The organism is Coleofasciculus sp. LEGE 07092 (genome assembly GCF_015207375.1).
GTDB lineage: Bacteria > Cyanobacteriota > Cyanobacteriia > Cyanobacteriales > Coleofasciculaceae > LEGE-07092.
Genome location: NZ_JADEWY010000006.1, coordinates 1 through 19,161 on the forward strand (window position 1 = coordinate 1; position 19,161 = coordinate 19,161).

Annotated in this window: 11 protein-coding genes and 1 pseudogene; 9 read left to right on the forward strand and 3 right to left on the reverse strand. The window is 47.9% G+C overall.

Annotated features, from left to right (window positions below; translation table 11 throughout):
• Positions 1-178: 178 nt before the first annotated feature.
• Entirely contained in the window at positions 179-1,690 is a 1,512-nt protein-coding gene (ilvA, locus tag IQ257_RS02610; RefSeq protein ID WP_193879912.1) for a threonine ammonia-lyase, biosynthetic, read from the forward strand.
• A 105-nt stretch (positions 1,691-1,795) separates the two neighbouring features.
• Here ilvA and IQ257_RS02615 read toward each other — a convergent pair whose 3' ends face one another.
• Both IQ257_RS02615 and IQ257_RS02620 read right to left on the reverse strand, forming a co-directional pair.
• Positions 1,796-2,239, reverse strand: coding sequence for a hypothetical protein (locus tag IQ257_RS02615; protein ID WP_193879910.1), 444 nt, complete (start codon positions 2,237-2,239; stop codon positions 1,796-1,798).
• A 76-nt stretch (positions 2,240-2,315) separates the two neighbouring features.
• Entirely contained in the window at positions 2,316-2,765 is a 450-nt protein-coding gene (locus IQ257_RS02620; RefSeq protein WP_193879908.1) for a hypothetical protein, read from the reverse strand.
• Between the two features lie 301 nt (positions 2,766-3,066).
• Here IQ257_RS02620 and IQ257_RS29730 point away from each other — a divergent pair.
• Both IQ257_RS29730 and IQ257_RS02630 read left to right on the forward strand, forming a co-directional pair.
• Positions 3,067-3,390: pseudogene (locus IQ257_RS29730) on the forward strand (pyridoxal-phosphate dependent enzyme); the annotation flags it as partial.
• Positions 3,391-3,667: 277 nt separating this feature from the next.
• Positions 3,668-3,955 carry a hypothetical protein gene (locus IQ257_RS02630; RefSeq protein WP_193879906.1) on the forward strand — a complete coding sequence of 96 codons (288 nt, stop codon included), beginning with the start codon at positions 3,668-3,670 and terminating at the stop codon, positions 3,953-3,955.
• A 9-nt stretch (positions 3,956-3,964) separates the two neighbouring features.
• On the opposite strand, the gene IQ257_RS02635 is transcribed toward IQ257_RS02630, so the two are convergent.
• Positions 3,965-4,630, reverse strand: coding sequence for a class I SAM-dependent methyltransferase (locus IQ257_RS02635; RefSeq protein WP_193879903.1), 666 nt, complete (start codon positions 4,628-4,630; stop codon positions 3,965-3,967).
• A 54-nt stretch (positions 4,631-4,684) separates the two neighbouring features.
• On the opposite strand from IQ257_RS02635, the gene IQ257_RS02640 reads away from it, so the two are divergent.
• The 6 genes from IQ257_RS02640 to IQ257_RS02665 all read left to right on the forward strand — a co-directional run bounded on the left by IQ257_RS02640 (position 4,685) and on the right by IQ257_RS02665 (position 19,150).
• A complete protein-coding gene (locus IQ257_RS02640) occupies positions 4,685-5,128 on the forward strand; it encodes a hypothetical protein (RefSeq protein WP_193879901.1) in 444 nt (147 codons plus the stop codon).
• A gap of 209 nt (positions 5,129-5,337) precedes the next feature.
• Positions 5,338-6,351, forward strand: a complete 1,014-nt coding sequence (locus tag IQ257_RS02645) for a 2-hydroxyacid dehydrogenase (RefSeq protein WP_193879898.1) — start codon at positions 5,338-5,340, stop codon at positions 6,349-6,351.
• Between the two features lie 719 nt (positions 6,352-7,070).
• Positions 7,071-7,985 (forward strand): DUF11 domain-containing protein, encoded by a 915-nt coding sequence (locus IQ257_RS02650; RefSeq protein ID WP_193879896.1) that lies wholly within the window; start codon positions 7,071-7,073, stop codon positions 7,983-7,985.
• The gene (locus IQ257_RS02655) at positions 7,982-12,097 is read left to right on the forward strand and encodes a hypothetical protein (RefSeq protein ID WP_193879893.1); all 4,116 of its coding nucleotides are present in this window, start codon (positions 7,982-7,984) and stop codon (positions 12,095-12,097) included. The genes IQ257_RS02650 and IQ257_RS02655 overlap by 4 nt, the downstream gene beginning before the upstream one ends.
• Positions 12,098-12,259: 162 nt before the next feature.
• Entirely contained in the window at positions 12,260-14,398 is a 2,139-nt protein-coding gene (locus IQ257_RS02660) for an OmpA family protein (RefSeq protein ID WP_193932922.1), read from the forward strand.
• A gap of 159 nt (positions 14,399-14,557) precedes the next feature.
• Positions 14,558-19,150, forward strand: a complete 4,593-nt coding sequence (locus IQ257_RS02665) for a DUF6923 family protein (RefSeq protein ID WP_193873093.1) — start codon at positions 14,558-14,560, stop codon at positions 19,148-19,150.
• The last annotated feature ends 11 nt before the right edge of the window (positions 19,151-19,161 follow it).

Here is a 19,161-nt window from a genome sequence, read left to right on the forward strand (position 1 = left end):
TTACACAACAAGCAATGGCCCAAATCGAAGAGCAGATTTACCGCTTACCAACTTTGAAAAAATGGTTCGTTGAAATCTTTTGTCGAAGTGACTAAAGTTTTGGATCATTTTTTAGTTGGAATACTCTTAGTAAAGTAAAATTTTCTTTACACCCCGCATCTGCAACCCTATTTACCCCATGCTCTGCGACTACCTAGTACAAATCCTGACGGCTCGTGTCTACGATGTCGCCCAAGAAACCCCCCTAGAATACGCCCCCAACCTATCCGCACGACTCAACAACAAACTCCTGCTCAAGCGGGAAGATATGCAGTCCGTCTTTTCCTTCAAACTGCGGGGTGCTTACAACAAAATGGCGCAACTGCCGCCAGATATGCTGGCACAGGGCGTCATTGCCGCATCTGCCGGAAACCATGCCCAAGGCGTCGCCCTTGCTGCCCGTCAGCTAGGAACCCAAGCGATTATCGTTATGCCCGTAACCACACCCCAAGTTAAAGTAGATGCTGTCAAAGCCCGTGGGGGGGAGGTGGTGTTGCAGGGAGATACCTACGATGATGCATACACCTACGCCCGTCAACTGGAAGCAGACAAAGGCTTAACCTTCATTCACCCCTTTGATGATCCCTATGTAATTGCTGGACAGGGTACGATCGGCATGGAAATTTTGCGGCAATACCAGCAACCCATCCATGCCATCTTTGTGGCAATTGGCGGTGGCGGATTAATCTCTGGAATTGGGGCGTATGTGAAACGGTTGCGTCCCGACATCAAGATTATTGGCGTTGAACCCGTGGATGCTGATGCCATGCATCAATCTCTCAAAGCCGGGAAACGGGTGCGCTTGCCGAATGTGGGTTTATTTGCCGATGGGGTTGCGGTGCGGGAAGTGGGGGAAGAAACCTTCCGTCTGTGTCAGGAATATGTGGATGAAATCATTTTGGTCGATACGGATGACACCTGTGCCGCGATTAAAGACGTATTTGAGGATACGCGATCAATTCTAGAACCAGCAGGAGCACTTGCGATCGCAGCAGCTAAAGCCTACGTCGAACGAGAACATATCCAGGGACAAACCTTAGTTGCCGTTGCCTGCGGTGCTAACATGAATTTTGATCGCCTCCGCTTTGTGGCAGAACGGGCAGAGTTTGGCGAACGCCGCGAAGCTATTTTTGCCGTTACGATTCCTGAAGAACCCGGTAGTCTGCGTAAGTTTTGTGACTGTATGGGCAAACGGAACCTTACGGAGTTTAACTATCGCATTGCTGATCAAAAAGAAGCCCATATTTTTGTCGGAGTGCAAATTCAAAACCGTGCTGATGCAGCAAAAATGGTTGAATCTTTTGAAGCTTGTGGATTCAAAACTCTGGATTTAACCGATGACGAACTGACAAAAATGCATCTACGGCACATGGTGGGTGGACATTCTCCCTTGGCTGATCATGAATTGCTTTATCGGTTTGAATTTCCCGAACGTCCAGGGGCATTAATGAAGTTTGTCGGTTCCATGAGTCCCAACTGGAATATTAGTCTGTTTCACTATCGGAATAATGGGGCAGATTATGGACGAATTGTTGTGGGAATGCAAGTGCCACCCCATGAGATGGAACAGTGGCAGGCTTTTCTCGATACGTTGGGTTATCACTATTGGGATGAGAATAAGAATCCGGCGTATAAGTTGTTTTTGGGGTAAAGACGATACAATTTTGGCAGAGTGGTAATGACACCAAATTCGAAACAATGACCAAAAAAAATCAGTTCTTTATATGATTAATTACAGAAATAACTATTAATAGTCTCACAAAACCTTTTGAATAGTTTCTGAGATATGTCCTGGAAACAAATTAATTCCTAGTGCTGATTTGAGTAAGTAGCCAAACAGCATGAGCAGAGCACTCAACATTAGGTTAATCGCAATCAACAGAATGACAGCGGCAACTACATTACCAATTTTAGCCATTCCATTCGATTCATAGCGACGCTGTTTTTTTCGCCGATCTTTCCCGACAAATAAAACGATATAGAAACGAGAGAGAACCAAGTCAACAACAAATCTAAGATCGACGATTTTAGGAGACGGTTTGGGAATAGCTTGGTCTAAGACAGAGACAATTGCCTCGAGCTGTTCTGAATTAAAACTTGATAATACATGAGGCTCTACTCGTTGCAAGTAATAGCTAGGAGTTCTTGATAAATAATCTGAGGAGTTGACTTGCTCTTTTTGAAAAAATGCTCGTTTCAACGGATTAACCTTCCTTTTGTTAAAGCAGATAGTAGGGCTTTATCAATACCCCTAGAATCAAAAACAAGGGTGAAAACTAATAACCTGAACCGGGTAAGAAACTACTATTCATAATTTGACCAAGTTTCAGCCCCAACCCAGTAACCGTTGCCAAAACCAAAAACGCTTGAACTTGGTTGGTATCAATCCGTGCCATCGCTCTCCTAGCAAACGCCAAAGTTAGCACTAACGCTAACCCCAGAAACCAGCCTAATGCTAAAGAGCCTGCCCACACTGCAATTCCACTACCGCGAACGGTTTCAGGCCAAGCATAAGCGATCGCTCCCGCCCACACCACGCCAACCACCCAAGTCACAGCAACCGCAACAGCATCCGCTCCGACTAAAGCTAAGTGCAACGTTATGAGTGTAGTTCCAGCCCAAGCAATCCAGTGAGCGTTATAGTCAGATAACAGCCAACCCACCAAGATAGACACGAAGAAGAGTGCCGTCAGATGGAACCATGAACCTTGTTTTCTGCGTAACATTAACCTAAGTAGCTTTCGATGTGTCTTTCGCTACACCTTAGCCTGCATTTAGTTGTGCTGCGATCGGGAAATCTACTGAAAAGGTATCCCCATGACTTCCTGCTTTCTTAGGGCAATCTCGGTTGAGAATTCCTCATCCTTGGGTTAGGAAATCCTTCTTTATAGTACAATTGAACTAATATAAACTAGCGGTTTGACTGTACCAAGTACCATTAGCCGATACCCTAAATCTAAATAAAACTATGTGTGGCAGATTTACTCAAACTCAATCCCCAGAGGCAATTGCCCAAGCTTTCCAATTATGCGTCCCGAAATCAAGATTATTGCTGTTGAACCCGTCGATGCTGATGCTATGTCTCAATCCCTGAAAGCCGGGAAACGGGTGCGCTTGTCGAATGTGGGTTTATTTGCCGATGGGGTAGCGGTGCGGGAAGTGGGGGAAGAAACCTTCCGTCTGTGTCAGGAATATGTCAATGAAATTATTTTAGTAGATACGGATGATACCTGTGCGGCGATAAAAGACGTGTTTGAGGATACGCGATCAATTTTAGAACCTGCTGGAGCACTTGCGATCGCGTCGCGTCACCCTTTCGATGACTCGGTACGCACAGCCGCAGCAGCAGGGATTGAAGCGATCGTGCAACCGGGGGGAAGTTTGCGGGATAAAGATTCGATTCAGGCGGCAAATGAATTGGGTTTGGCGATGGTTTTCACGGGTGTGCGCCATTTCTTGCATTAAAAAAAAGCTGAGTCGCTTGCAAGCAACCTATAAAAAAATACTTATCCCTCAATAGTGGGAGGTTAGCCGCTGACGGTATTTCCTAAGATGAGTTCACACCACTCAGCTAAGTAAAAATAGCTAAGTTTTAGAGAAGATTTGAGAGAGATGGAGATTTCGTGATATGACTGCTGGAACCAGTGGAGTCGGTGCAAGTGTGGCGGCGGCTAGAATCAGAGCGACTCAAGCATCCGGTGCAATTGTGAAAGTCAAAGCCCATGAGTTTCTAACAATCCTCAAACAAGCCGAAAATCCTCTGGTTGTATCCTCAGCATTCTGGTTATTTGGAACCAAGTATCAGTATTTGACAGGGTATAAAGGTCTGATTTTTTACGCCGACTCCGATACTCGATTACCCCTTCCTGGCGATATTGAGTTAGTCGAAGCTGAAAAAATATGGGTTCCGCGTTAAGGTTAGACATTAACGGCGCTTGAGCGCTAGAGTCAGTCCATCAGCAATTGGCACCAAACTCAGCGCCACTCGTTCATCCTGAGACAATTTTTCGTTAAACGCCCGAATTGCTTGCGTATTGTTGTCTTGTACCTGGGAATCGGCAACTCGTCCCGACCAAAGCACGTTATCAATAGCAATTAAACCACCAGGGCGAATTAACTGGAGCGATCGCTCATAGTAACCCGGATAATTCTTTTTATCGGCATCGATAAAGGCAAAATCAAAGGTTTCTGCAAGCCCCGCCGCTAATAACTCGTCTAACGTCTCAAGGGCTGGTGCTAATCGCAACTCTACTTTATGAGCTACCTCAGCCTTTTCCCAATAGCGACGAGCAACAGCAGTATACTCCTCACTCACATCACAGGCTACTAGTTTGCCATCAGCAGGCAGAGCCAGCGCCACCGCCAGAGAACTGTAACCCGTAAAAACTCCAACTTCTAAGGTTTTTGTAGCCCCCATAAGCTGAACCAGCAACGCCATGAATTGACCTTGTTCTGGTGCAATCTGCATCACAGCATTGTGGTAGCCAAGGGTTTCTTCGCGCAACTGTCGGAGAATCTCCGGTTCCCGCAACGAAACGGATAAGAAGTAATCGTAGAGCTGATTATCTAAGCCAAAAGTCTTTTTGGACATCGCGGAGCCTGAAAATGAAAGATACCGATCCCGATTCTACCCTTGGAGATTAGCATGCATCGAGCTGCACCATTGATAATTCGCGTTATTTTAATAGCAGTACTAGCAATTACCCTAACCGCTTGTGGCACGAGTACTCCCCCTCTGAGTCTAGCACCGGGAAAATCCCTCGTGGAAAAAGCGATCGCCCTCCAAGTCAAGCAAACCCAACAGCAGCTTACTCAACAACTGCAATCCTCTTTATCCAATATTGACATTACTGGGGTGAAGCTCAAGCAACTCGAACCTCTATTCCTAGGGAATTTACCCACCTACCGCATCCGGGGAACCTACAGCCTTAGCATCAAGCTACCCACACAACAGGTAACTCAATCCCATAATGCCTTCGATGTCTATCTCCAACGGCAAAAAGAAGGTAAAACCTGGCGTTTGGCAATTCCCCAAGAAAATAGTGAGGGTGTGCCAAGGAACTGGCGTACCTACTTAATTGCTTGGTAGTCAGTTATAGCATTTCCTAGCATCATGAGGTACATTGAGTTTTCTTACCTACTCCCCACTCCCTAAACTCCAGGGTATTGTACCTCACCAGATAGAGAAACCCAGGACAGCTTATACCTATGGTATGATTTTGTGCTTACCGATAATAAGGCAAGATGTGAATTAAAACCATTCTCCACTCAGTAAGGGCACTTTAGAATCCCAAAAGCATGAAAGTTGCCGTCTTCAGCACCAAATCCTACGACCAAAAGTTTCTCGAAGCTGCCAATACTCACTACAATCACGAACTGGTCTTTTTTGAACCCCGTCTGACTAACGATACAGCACCCCTGGCAGCCGGATTCCCAGCCGTCTGCGTGTTTATCAACGACGAACTTAATCAGAAAACATTGCAAGTTCTCGCTGCCGAGGGAACGAAACTAATTGCTACTCGTTCGGCTGGTTTCAATCAGGTGGATCTTAACGCCGCCAATCAGTTAGGGATGAGTGTCGTGCGCGTTCCTGCTTATTCACCCTATGCCGTTGCCGAACATACAGTTGGACTAATTTTAACCCTCAATCGCAAGATTCATCGTGCCTACAACCGAGTACGAGATGGTAATTTTTCTTTAGACGGATTTATCGGATTCGACTTGCACAGTCGCACAGTCGGAATTATCGGCACGGGTAAAATTGGATTCATCGTAGCACAAATTTTAAAAGGATTTGGCTGTCAGTTGCTCGGTTACGACGTCTATCCCAATGCCGATGCCGAAGCACTCGGGATGAAGTATGTAGAATTGCCTGAACTGTTCGCCGCTTCAGATATTATTTCTCTCCACTGTCCTCTAACCCCCCAAACCTATCATCTTATTAATGCTCAATCCTTAGAGCAGATGAAACAAGGCGTCATGCTGATTAATACGAGTCGAGGGGCGCTAATTGATACAACCGCCGTCATTGATGCTCTCAAATCACGGCAAATTGGCTATCTCGGGTTGGATGTCTACGAGCAAGAATCAAATTTGTTCTTTGAGGACTTGTCTGAAGAAGTTATTGAGGACGATGTTTTCCAACGCCTGCTAACCTTTCCTAATGTGCTGATTACGGGTCATCAAGCCTTTTTTACTGAAGAGGCTCTGAAGAATATTGCTGACACAACTTTATCTAACATTACAGACGTAGAATCGGGGCGTCCTTGTCCAAACGAAGTTAGAGCCAAGGGTGTTCTCAAAAGCAAATAAAACTATTATGCAGACTTTATATAATTTACCTTAAACATCCTATAATCTAAGATCGGGGGTTTGCCCAGATCAGTTTTACCAATCTCATGACGATCTAAAATTGATCTGACAGAATCAATGATGATTGGTAATTGTAAAGGGCATAGCGGCGCTCTTCCCCAAAAAGTCTGGTGGATAGGGGGAATTCCACGGGTTGGACATTAAGAAACATTTCATTCGGTCTTCTAGAGCCAGTTGTTCATTCCACCCTCTTGCTAGAATATTCTTTTCGCGCTAGTATAGCGACTTGCTTTCTTTATATCAATATATCAATGAGAAAAACCCGACTCAACCTTATCCTTGTTTAAGTAGTTTTAACGGTTGAATGAACAGGATGGCGGACTAAGTCTGCCAATATGTCACGATTGAAACTGTATCTTAATTCTATGGGCGATTCTCCTTTAAAAGTTCTTGCCTTAATACCCGTCCTAGGTTAGGATAGCTACCTTAATCCATTGCATCAGGGACTCTACTGAATTGTACTGTTTAGAATTTTCATTTCAAACTTCTGTAAAGGATTGAAGCGTTTTGAGATAGGATGTACAACGTCTTCCCTCAAAAATGCTAAACGATGGTCATTGATTCTAAACTTCAAGGGAAATGTTTGTCAAAAAATCCCTAGACAAGCCCTTTCCCCAAATGTCTAAAAACCAGAGTGCATTCTAGGGTGCTGCCTGCTCATGAAATCTCTAACTCAGCAGTTAGAAAGCTGTAAGCTTTTACTAACTGTTCTTCTCAGTGTTTCCTTTTTCACCGGGGCTTCGTCGGTTACGGCGAATGAAATTAAAAATCAAGCCTCGGCGTCTGGCGATAACCTGCCCGATATTGTTAACTCAAATGAAACTTCGCTAGTTGCCGGTCAAGCAGCGTTAGAACTGATTAAAACAGCAGATCGGGCGGCGGCTGAACCGGGCGATACCATTGTTTATCGCCTCGCCCTGAAAAACACGGGTGAATCGTCTGCCAACACTCTCGTCATCACCGATACGCTGCCCTTGGGCTTGCAGTATTTGCCAGAGTCATTACGAGGCGCAATCGGAACGGGAACCACTACAACTCCCGTGGATTTGCCCCCAGCCACCCAATCGAATCGAACCCTCACTTTTACCTATCCCAGGCTAGAGCCGAATCAGACGCTGACGATCGTCTACGCTGCTGTGGCGACACCAGATGCCATTCGGGGAGATGGTAGAAACGTAGCTCAGGAGAGTCGGAGCAATATTGCCACCTTTGAGGTGCGAATTCGTCCTGGAATTCTCTCAGACTGCGGCACTATTGTTGGGCGAGTCTTTGTCGATAAGAACTTTGACGGCGAACAGCAACGTGGGGAACCGGGAGTGCCAAATGCCGTGATTTATATGGATAACGGCAACCGCATTACCACCGATGCCAACGGCTTGTTCTCCCTCGCTAACGTTATTGCCGGTCATCGCGTTGGCACCCTAGATTTAAGCAGCCTGCCAGGATACAGTCTCGCTCCCAATCTCTACTTTATTGAAGGCAACAGTCAGTCTCGCTTAGTGCGACTCCAACCGGGTGGACTCGTGCGGATGAACTTTGGGGTGACACCTGCCTATGGGGAGGAACAACTATGAACAACAACAAAGGCAACTGCCAAAGGACGATTTCCCAAGCGATCGCTAACTTAAACAATTTTTCCTTACCCAAAAGTATTCTCCGTTACTGTTTACTAGGCAACGGCTGGTTTCCTTCTCTTACCCTGGGGCTACTCGTAACCGTGTTGGCACTCATCGGGACTCTACCTGCTGCTCAAGCCGATGAAGGCAACTTAGACGTGGGAGAATCAGAAAGCGCGGCAACGGATTGGGTAACGGATGTAACGGCTGAATTAGAGGGTTCATCAACGCCAGTCGCTCTGGATACGGCGGCTATCTCATCCGCAACAATTGAGCAGGAGACGACAGCCGCAACTTCTCCCGACGACTCACTGGCAGCAGAATCTGATAGCGCCCCCGTAGATACCCATTCAGGTACGGCGGAGTTATTGGTGAATGAAAGAGATACCCCATCCAATCTAGAAGAAATAGACTTGCCCACCCGTGAGCGATTACTAGACAAGCAACAAGAGGAATTTCCCACAGAGGCAGAACCAACAACGGATACACTGGCACCCGACGAAGTTCGCATTCTTGCTCCCCAACCCGGAGTGATTGGCGATCGCGCAACCAACCTCATCATCCAGTACAACGCTGACTCTCAAGTTCAAGTTAACGTTAACCAACAACCCCTCAACCCCGATACGCCCACCACTACCGAGGTAGACGAAACCCAAAATATTATTACCCAGGTTTGGTACGGCATCGAACTCAAAGAGGGAGACAATACCATTACGGTATCAACGGGTGAAGGTTCTCCTGCCAGCGTTCAGCTTACTGTCAAGCCAACTGCGGTTGAACTAACCCTCTCCCCAGTCGGCGATCCCCGTGTGCCTGCGGATGGTCGCTCTATTATCACCCTAGAGGGCAGAATTACCAACGAAAACGGCGAACAGATTGCAGAAGATGCCGTTGTCACCCTCACGGCAGAGGTGGGAACCTTTGTCGGTGCTGACTACGACGACGACCAACTGGGATTTCAAATACTGGCTAAAAACGGGCAGTTTAGCGCTCGGTTGCAGTCCGGGTTAGACGCTCGGAAAGTCCGCATCCGGGCGGCAATTGAGACATTAGGTGCCGAATCCGAGGTGGACGAAACCATCATCGGACCCTCAACGGGGTTCTCCTCTGAAACCATTGAAGCCTATACCCAAGTCGAATTCGTCACCCACCTGCGCCCGTCCCTCGTCAGTGGCTTTGTCAATCTGCGCATCGGACCCAGTGGCACGAACTATTGGGGGAGTCGCCGGGATTTTCTCAGCCCAGATAATATCGATGAAGGAACAGAAATCGATTTAAGCAGTGCTATTTTTGCAACCGGTCGAATTGGGGAATGGTTATTTACTGGAGCCTTCAACACCGAGCATCCCCTCAACGAAACCTGCGATGGCATCACACGGCTATTTCAAGGACCCCAGTTTTGTGAACAACAATATCCGGTTTACGGCGATAGCTCCACCACCGATTACCTAACCCCCTCCACCGATGAAGTGTACTTGCGCTTTGAGCGTACCTCCGCCGTTCCTGGAGCCGAACCCGACTACGGGATGTGGGGAGACTACCACACCACCGAACTCAGCCGAGCCTCCCAATTCTACACGGCAACCGCCAGAGCCTTGCACGGGTTCAAGGGCAACTACAACCTCGGCAACCTGCAAATCACCGCCCTCTATAGCCCCGATGTGGAAGGATTCCAGCGTGACACGATCGCCCCAGACGGCACCAGTGGTTACTACTTCGTCTCCCGCCGCCTCCTGATTCCTGGCAGTGAAACTCTCTTCGTAGAATCTGAAGAACTTAATCGCCCCGGCACCGTTGTGGAACGGCAACGCCTCAGTCGCGGTGCCGACTACGAAATAGACTACGACCGGGGCAGCATCCTATTCCGCCGTCCCATCCGGCAAGTGGAATTTGACCCCTTCGGCAATACCCTCGTCAAGCGGATTGTTGTGACTTACCAATACGAAGCCGATGACGATACGAATATCTACGGCGGGCGATTGCAATACAACTTTTCCCAGGAATTCGAGCAAGAAAGTTGGGCAGGGGCAACCTATCTGACAGAAGACCAAGGGATACAGGATTTTGAGCTTTACGGGGCTGACTTTTTCTTTCCCCTCGGTTCTCAGGGGCGCATCGTCGGGGAATACGCCCACTCCAGCAATGAATCCCCCTTCCTCGGCACTGTCACCGGTAACGCCTATCGCCTAGAAATCTCCGGCACACTATCTAGCGCCATCAACGCCAATGCCTACTACCGCTCGGTTGAAGAAGGCTTTGCGAACAATGCGACAACGAGCTTCACTCCCGGACAAACCCGTTACGGAGCCAACGTCACTGCCCAACTTAGCTCAACTACCAATGTTTTAGCCAGTTACGACCACGAAGACAATTTCGGCACAGCTCCCCAAGAACTAGACGAATTTGAGGTCTTTGACTTATTTAATCCCGGCAATATCTTTAACCCAGGTGTAGAAGCTGTTCCTGGTAGCCTCTTTAATAACAGCCTTACCACCATTCGTGCTGGAGTTCAACAAAAAATTGGCAGATCTGATTTAACGGTCGAATACGTTAATCGCTCCCGCGAAGACCATGCTAACAACACCTTCGACAGCAACGCCAGTCAATTTGTCTCCCGCCTGAATGTGCCGATTACCAATTCCCTCGCATTTCGGGCGCAAAACGAGTTGAACTTGAGCGACGATGAAGACCCCCTTTACCCCAGCCGCACGACCTTGGGTTTAGATTGGGATGTCTATCCAGGTGTTACCCTGCGCCTCGCGCACCAGTTCTTTGATGGCGGACTGCTCGGTGACAACTCGATTACTACCCTCGACACGCTCATGGAGCAGCAATGGGGAGAAAATACCACCCTCACCTCTCGTTATTCAATCATCAGTGGATTGAATGGCATCAGGGGTCAGCAGGCAGTTGGACTAAATCACCGCTGGGTTGTTGCTCCTGGACTGCGTATCAACTTTGGTTACGAACGCATCGCTAATGATATTTTCGGTGAAACTGCCGCAAGCGATCGCTTCCCCTACCCCTACGCCGTCGGTCAAAGTTCGTCCGCTTTAGGACTCTTTGAAGGGGAATCCTACAGCGTTGCTGCCGAATATACTCCAAGTCCTGATTTCAAAGCATCGGCTCGGTTTGAACACCGCGACAATTCCAGTGGCGACAATACCGTCTTTTCTGCCGCCGCCGCTGGTAAAATTTCCCCCGCCCTCACCGCCTTATTCCGCTACCAACAAGCGAGTGGCGCGAACCAACTCTTGGAAGGGTTGGGAGATACAGCGAGTTTGAAACTAGGAATGGCGTACCGCAATCCCTATGATGATCGCTTTAATGCCCTACTCCGCTACGAGTATCGTAAAAATCCCTCCACCATTCCAGACTCCCTCCTGTTTGACAGCGGCACAGGCTCCAGAGATCATGTTTTTTCAGCAGAAGGAATCTATGCCCCCAACTGGCGCTGGGAGTATTATGGCAAATTTGCCCTCCGTAACAGCACCACCGATTTAGCCGAAGATTTCAGCAACAGCAGCACCATCTATCTGGGGCAGCTACGAGCAACCTATCGCCTAGGATACCGTGTGGATTTAGCAGTAGAAGGGCGCTGGATTGGACAATCTTCGGTAAATTTCGACGAATGGGGTTGGGCGGTGGAAGGCGGTTACTATGTAACACCCGATTTACGGGTGGGCGTTGGCTACAGCTTTGGCAGCGTGGATGACCGCGATTTCAGTGGCTTTCGCTCCGAAGGCGGACCCTACTTAAGCGTAACCTTTAAGGTGAATGAACTCTTAGATGGCTTTGGACGGCAAAAAGTCGTGCCACCTCAGCAGCAGGAATCTGTTGTGCAACCTGTGGCTGGAACCAATCCGGCGATGACAATAATCCCCTTATCCCAATTTCCCTTAATGGTGTCACACGACCGATCTGCCCAACCCTCTTTACTCAGAGAGGAGCTGCGGCAGAGCGAAGGGAACCATACCAACAACTTGCACTCATTCGGTGTTCTATCCATTTCCCCTATTTCGGACCAACCAGCGGAACCTCTTCGCGCAACGCGGTATCAGGAGCAGTGAGCAGTGAGACTTGTAGACTTCGATAAAACTCTAACCCTTCGGCAATGCTCAGGAGACACCCTTCGCCTCCTTCGTCAGTGGCAGGGATATTGTGTAGGACTGGGTATTTTGAGTCTTTTAACCCTTCCCTATTTAGCCACTGCGCTTCGAGAAGACTTCGGCGTGACCCTTCGACAAGCTCAGGGCGGAGACGCTCAGTCGAACGCCTCAGCGACCACCCAGCCGAATAATGTTGTAGTTGTGGTGAATAGTAACCAAGATGGCGAGATTCAGCCCGATCAGGGGTTGACCTTGCGGGAAGCGATCGCCATTGTTAACGGTGAGTTGGGTGTCGAGCAGTTAAGCGCTGCCGAAAAAGCCCAGATTACCCCAGGTAATACCACCTCCCGGATTGAGTTCAATTTACCCCCCGACCAAACCACCATCCGCCTTGAGGAAATACTGCCCCCCTTGGCACGTCCGGGACTCGTTGTGGATGGCACAACTCAACCGGGGTACGACGCCACCCAATCTCCTACCGCTGAAATTGCGATTCCCACTCCTGTAGTAGCGATCGCGCCAGCACCGGATCGTCAGATTTTACGGGGCTTGACAATTGTCGCCGATAATGCATCGGTGCGAGGATTGAGTATCTACGGGTTTAAAACGTTGCGAGATGCAACCCTCAGTACACCCCCCGCTGATATTTTCATCGCCCACGCCTCACCCCCTCCAGATATCAGCGAGCAGTACCCCCCCAATCGAAACTTTCCCTTCTATGAAAGCAACGTTCCCCCCAAGAACGTAACGATTGAGTTCAATTGGTTGGGCATCACTCCCGATGAGGAAATGCCGGACTCCTTATCCGCCTTCGGAGTATCTGTATTTAACAGTGTGGGAACCACCATCCGACGCAACCGCATCGCCAACCACGAGGGCAGCGGCATTATTACCTCAGTGCGTGCCAACACCTTATTAGTAACAGAAAACATTATTGTAGGTAACGGGATTGCAGGTATGCCCGATGCCATACGCTTAGAGGGAATCATTAATGCGTCGCAGATTACAGGGAATTTGATTTGCGGCAACGATGGCAGTGGGGTGTATTTGTTTAAACCGGAGGGTGATGTGCAGATTCGGGATAACCAAATCGTCTATAACGGCAGACGCCTGCGTCGGGCTGCGGTTTACCTGATGGGGGACAATCACCAAGTAACGGGCAACCAAATTGGTTATCAGACAGGACCTGGGACTGTGGTAGCGGCTTATCCAAACAGTCTGGGTAACATTATCGTCTCCAATAGCTTTGGTGAACTCGACGGTCTGAGTATTGACCTGAACACCCAGCAGCACGTCGAACCCTTCCACTTTCAACGGGGCGATGGAGTCAATCCCCCCCGCAAGTCCCGTTACCAGCGTTCGACTGAGCGTCTCCGCCCTGAGCTTGTCGAAGGGTCACGCCGAAGTCGTCAAACCACGGGTAATGCAGGGATTAATGCCCCAGAATTTGCCTCTAGGGAGTTTGTGGCATTGGGTTCTCAGGTTGAGGTGTTTGGTCAAGCCGATCCAGATTCAACGGTGGAACTGTATCGGGTTATTGAAAATACTGCCATTCCCTACGGTCCGTTGAATGTACCTCTTGATACCGTTGCCACGAATGAGGATGGGCGATTTAGTGCTGTGTTTGACACCTTGCAGCCTGGAGATAGGGTGAGTGCGATCGCCACTCATCCCCAGTATGGGACATCTGAACCGGCACTGAATGCGATGATCACGTCCTTGGACGGTAGCCCCCTACCCGCAGAAAATCCAGTAACACCCGTGACACCAACCCCCGTGATTCCCCAATGCACCTCTCAAGCGGAACCCCCAGCACCACCGGAACCCCCGCCCCCGCCGCCAGAACCCTTGACACTGCGAGTACCCAGAAATGTCCATTTTGCCCTCGACCGTTCTGATATCAGTCCTGCCAGTGCAGAAGTACTCGACCAAATTGCAGCAGTTCTCCAGCAATATCCTTTCCTAACTATTGAACTACAAGGTCACACCGACCCCCGCGCCAGTGCAGCGTATAACCAAGCCTTGGCAGAACGTCGGGCGCTATCGGTGCGGAATTACCTGTTGCGTCAAGGTATTGCACCAGAACGGATGATGATTCGTTCCTTTGGGGAAAGCCAACGCCGCACGATGGGAGATGATCCGGTTGATTATGCACGCGATCGGCGGGTTGAGATTATTTTCCAGGATCTTAGGGGGTTGGAGATTATTTTTGAGACTCAAGAAACGGACTTGCAAATTGAATCAACAGGTAGTGACGAGTAATTACCTTACTACGATACTTCAATCATCCCTCCTCTATCGCTCTTTTACCTTTTAGCTAGTGGTAGCTTGCACCAATGTTCTGGCTTGGGATAACGTTCTGCTTCTTCTCTCTCTACTGTTAATAATTTAGCCATGAAGCCCTATTTTAGACATCTTTTAATGAAGCGAAAAACCACCATTATTGAAAAATACCAAATTTGGTTAACTGCTTCACGAAATCGCTGGCTTAGATTTATAAGTTTAGCGACAATGGTTGCTTATTTAGTCATAAATTTCGGGTATTCACTGCCTACATTTGCACAAATTAGTATGCTGCCTTGTGATGGTACACTTTATATTAGTCAAGCAGCAACTGCAACAGATTTTACTCGATTAAGAGTTCTAGATGGTAATACTTTTACGCTAAGTCCTGGTTCTGGTACAGCAGGTATTCAGTACAATGGTATGGGCTTTAATGTTCAAGATGGGTTTATTTACGGCATTCAGCCAGACCAAAATTCTGCAAATTTTAAGACAGTTTATAGAATTGGTGAAGATGGGATACCTGTATCATTAGGAATCCCCCAAATTGATAACAGTAACCCTAATTTTGACCAAAACGAGAAAGACGACTTTAATTCTACGAATGCCAGATTTTTTGCCGGTGATTTTGATGATAATGGAACGTATTTAGTTTACGCTGCCCGATTAGGACGGATATATAAGATTGACCTTACATCAAGCCCACCTCAGGTACAAGACTCTGTACAATTGGGCGGTGAATTTACTTTTGATACCACTAATCAACCAAATAATGACTTTGCGGACTTAGCGTTTAACCCAGTTGATGGCAAGCTCTATGGTGTTAATACAGGTCTTAGAGAATTAGCTTCTATCGATCCAAATACTGGCACTGTTGACTATTTAGTTGCTGCACCAACGCCAGGTTCCCAAGAAAATCCTTTTGGTGCAGTGTTCTTTGATGCACGAGGACGATTTTTTGCCTACGAAAACGGAGTGCCAAATTCACAACAGGGTACTTTGTATCGGATTGATAACCTTAGTAGCCCAATCTTCCAAGAACTTGGTAATGCTGATGGTGTTTCTTTCAATGATGGGTCGGCTTGTGCCTATGCACCAGTTATTGAAAAAACTGTTTCCCCGGCAACAGTTAACGCTGGCAATATAGTCACTTATACTTACACTGTTTTCAATCAGACTGATCTTCAAGTTAATGATGTAACCTTCACTGACAGACTGCCTCCTATACCTAACCCTCTAGACGGGCGCACATTTGTAGAGGGGGGGGTGTCTCCTCCCAATCCTCTAGGAGGAACTGTAACAGGTCTAGGTACAGGAACTTTGCAAATTACAGGTATGACTGTCCCAGCTAGAACGCAGACTTCATTCACTGTGCAAGTTCAGATACCCCTTAACCTAGATGGACTCCCAGGCACATTTCTCAACCAAGGGACGATTAACGGAACAGTAGGTGGGACAACAACTAGCGCTCAGTCCGATGAACCAACTACACCTTCATTCCCCGACCCAACACCGTTAACAGTCAATCCCAACCCTGTTAACTTAGTCCCTAGTAAGACAGTGGAACCCATCGATAGCAATGGGAATGGTGCAGCCGATCCCGGTGAACAACTTCGCTACACCATCACTATTCAAAATACAGGTACTGGCACATCAACCAATACCATTCTTACCGAAGACATTCCAGCCAATACCACCTATGTACCCAGTAGCACTGCATTAAATGGAAATGCTGTTTCTGACGTGGGTGGCGTTATGCCATTTGTGGCTGGTGGTTTAGTTAACAGTCCTGGTGAACCTGCTGGAACTATCAATCCTGGAGAATCAGCTACTGTTCAATTCCGAGTCACAATTAACAATCCCTTACCACCAGGGGTCACTGAAATTAACAATATAGCGACAGTGACCAGTGACCAAGTGGAAACCCCCGTATCAACTGATAATCCTGATACACCAGGGAATCCTAATGATCCAAATAGTCCAGAAGACCCAACTACTGTTCCCATTGGTGGGGGAAGTACACCTGTAGCTCCGACAATTAACAAGTCGGTAAGTTTTCTCAGAGACAATGATAACGGTGGGAGTCTCACAATCGGTGATGATGTTGAATACAAAGTTATCGTCCGAAACCCTAGCAGTACTCAGGCGATCAATAATGTAGTTGTTAGCGATATTGTTCCCATTCAGGTGCGTGTATTGCGGGATGCTTCTAACTTCATTAATATCGATGCACCTGCTAACTCAGGATTTGCTCTTGCCCCAACATTTCCCAATACAAGTTTCGATGGCACAGGGAATGCAATTCCGTTTACCAATGGTGGAACCCTGCCTCCTGGAGAAGAAGTAACCATAACCTATAACGCTAGGATTTTACCCGGAGCGGCAAGTCCAATTACTAACCAAGCGTTAGCCAATTATGCAGGGGATGGCGGTAATCCCATTCGCTCAGATGCCAGCGATTCCACTAACCCCACTCAACCCGGTTCTGGAAACAATCCTGGTAATCCCGATCCAAATGGTAATGTAAACCAACCCAATGATAGTCCCAACGATCCTACTATTGTTAACTTCGCCACACCTGTCAATCCTGCAGGAACCAAATCGGTTCGTCTCTCTCAAGATACCGATGGCAGTGGCTCGTTAAGTACGGGTGATATTGTTGAGTACACGATCACATATACCAACTCTGACCCATCGACAGATATCAACAACTTCCAAGCGACTGACAGTATAGACACTAATGGCTTGAGGTTTGTTAGTGGCAGTTACAGTTTCACGGCTACTCCTGGAACAACAGTAGGAGCAAACACTAACTACAATGGCACAACTAACCCTAACCTCAATACACCAGGCATTCTGGCAAGGGGAGGGGGTCAAGTAGTAATTCAGTATCAGGCGGAAGTCATAGCAGGCCCTGGCGTCCCGATTCGTAACCAAGCCATTGCTAACTTCACAGATAATACAGGCGATCGCTCTGTACCGACCGATGCCATTCAAAAACCGGGAGATTTACCGCAAACCAATAATGGTGGTGATCCGAATAATCCACGTTTTGATGACCCGACGGTGTTAACTGTCGAGGAACCGATGACGCCCACACGTCCTGTTGCGAATAAGTCAGTGCGTTTCTTGAGAGACAACGACAACAGTGGGACTCTCACCATTGGTGATGATATTCAGTACACAATCATCGTCCGCAATCCCAACCCAACTCGGACTTTGAATAATGTAGTCCTGAGCGAAATCCTTCCCATTCAGGTGCGAGTCTTGCGCGACAGTTCTAACCCAATTACGGTCGATGCAGGTTTTTCTCTCAACCCTAATTTACCGATTAGTAGTTTCAACGGTACAGGTAATCCCATTCGCTTTACCAATCCGGGCACATTGCCGCCAACAGGTCAAGTCACTCTCACTCTAAATGCCCAAATTCTACCAGGGGCAGCTAACCCCATTACCAACCAAGGACTCGTTAATTTCGAGGGAGATGGAGGAAATCCCGTCCTCACAGATGCTAGCGACACCTCTAACCCCACACAACCGGGTTCTGGAAACAACCCTGGAAACCCTCGTCCTGTTGGTGAAGGGGGTAATGTGAACCAACCCAATGATGGTGCCACTGACCCCACAATTCTCAACTTTGTCAGTCCTGTTACCCCCACAGGTAGTAAATCTGTTCGTCTGGTTGTCGATGCTGATAACAGTGAATCGGTAACGACAGGTGATACCCTTGAGTACACCATTATCTACACCAATCCTGGAGCCAATGCCCCCATTACTAACGTCTTAATCTCTGACCAAATCGAAGCTGACAAGGTGAGTTTTGTACCCGATAGTTATAACTTCCGGCGTGTCGATGGCAGTGGATCAGCCGGGAATACTACGGTACAGGGTAATCCCAGTTTCAATGGCACGACGGATCAAAACCTCACTGATCCCAACAATCGAGGACAACTAGGGACTAGTGGGGGTCGAGTCATAATAATGTACAGCGTCAGAATCACCGCTGGGGCTGGAACACAAATTCAAAACCAAGCCACAGCCCAATCAAACGGCGGTTCTGTAGACTTCTCTCTCACCGATGCCCTTTCAGGGTTAGGAGATGATGGGACGCCAGATTTGCCCCAAACCAATGATGATGGAATTAATCAAGGCAACCTTTCTGGTACTGGTGATGATGACCCAACCCTTGTGACGGTTGGCAGTCCTGGCAGTCCACGTCTGCGGTTAGTCAAACGAATTACCAATATTACCCGAGACGGTGTACAGGTCAGTGGTATTAACTTCAATAGCTTTATTGATGATCCGACCAATGCCGATGACGATGTACCGGGTTGGAATCAACGCCCGCCAGTGGGAATTGTCCAGTTAGGAGCAGAAAATAATCTGCAAAGCGGTGATGAGGTTGAGTACACCATCTATTTCTTGTCGGATGGTGGAACTGGACTCAACGGCATCCGGCTTTGTGACGCAATTCCAGAAGGAACATCTTTTATGCGTGATAGTTTTACATCAGGTCAAGGGATTGTTCTGAATCGAAGCGGAAACAATACCTCCTTGACCAATGCATTAGATACTGACCTAGGAACCTTTTTGTCAGAACTAACTCCCGCCAATCCTCCCTGTCCGAGCAGCAATAACCCCAATGGCTCAGTATTGGTAAACATCGGAAATATTCCAACCACAGCTCCTGATAATGTTGGTTTTATCCGCTTCCGCGCCAGAATTGATTAGCACATCGCCCA

Bases quoted from the DNA above. Each gene is read 5' to 3' on its own strand.
- IQ257_RS02640 (WP_193879901.1), top strand. From the start codon at position 4,685: ATGCATCGAGCTGCACCATTGATAATTCGCGTTATTTTAATAGCAGTA.
- IQ257_RS02630 (WP_193879906.1), top strand. From the start codon at position 3,668: ATGACTGCTGGAACCAGTGGAGTCGGTGCAAGTGTGGCGGCGGCTAGA.
- IQ257_RS02645 (WP_193879898.1), top strand. From the start codon at position 5,338: ATGAAAGTTGCCGTCTTCAGCACCAAATCCTACGACCAAAAGTTTCTC.
- IQ257_RS02620 (WP_193879908.1), bottom strand. From the start codon at position 2,765: ATGTTACGCAGAAAACAAGGTTCATGGTTCCATCTGACGGCACTCTTC.
- IQ257_RS02665 (WP_193873093.1), top strand. From the start codon at position 14,558: ATGAAGCGAAAAACCACCATTATTGAAAAATACCAAATTTGGTTAACT.
- IQ257_RS02655 (WP_193879893.1), top strand. From the start codon at position 7,982: ATGAACAACAACAAAGGCAACTGCCAAAGGACGATTTCCCAAGCGATC.
- IQ257_RS02635 (WP_193879903.1), bottom strand. From the start codon at position 4,630: ATGTCCAAAAAGACTTTTGGCTTAGATAATCAGCTCTACGATTACTTC.
- IQ257_RS02650 (WP_193879896.1), top strand. From the start codon at position 7,071: ATGAAATCTCTAACTCAGCAGTTAGAAAGCTGTAAGCTTTTACTAACT.
- ilvA (WP_193879912.1), top strand. From the start codon at position 179: ATGCTCTGCGACTACCTAGTACAAATCCTGACGGCTCGTGTCTACGAT.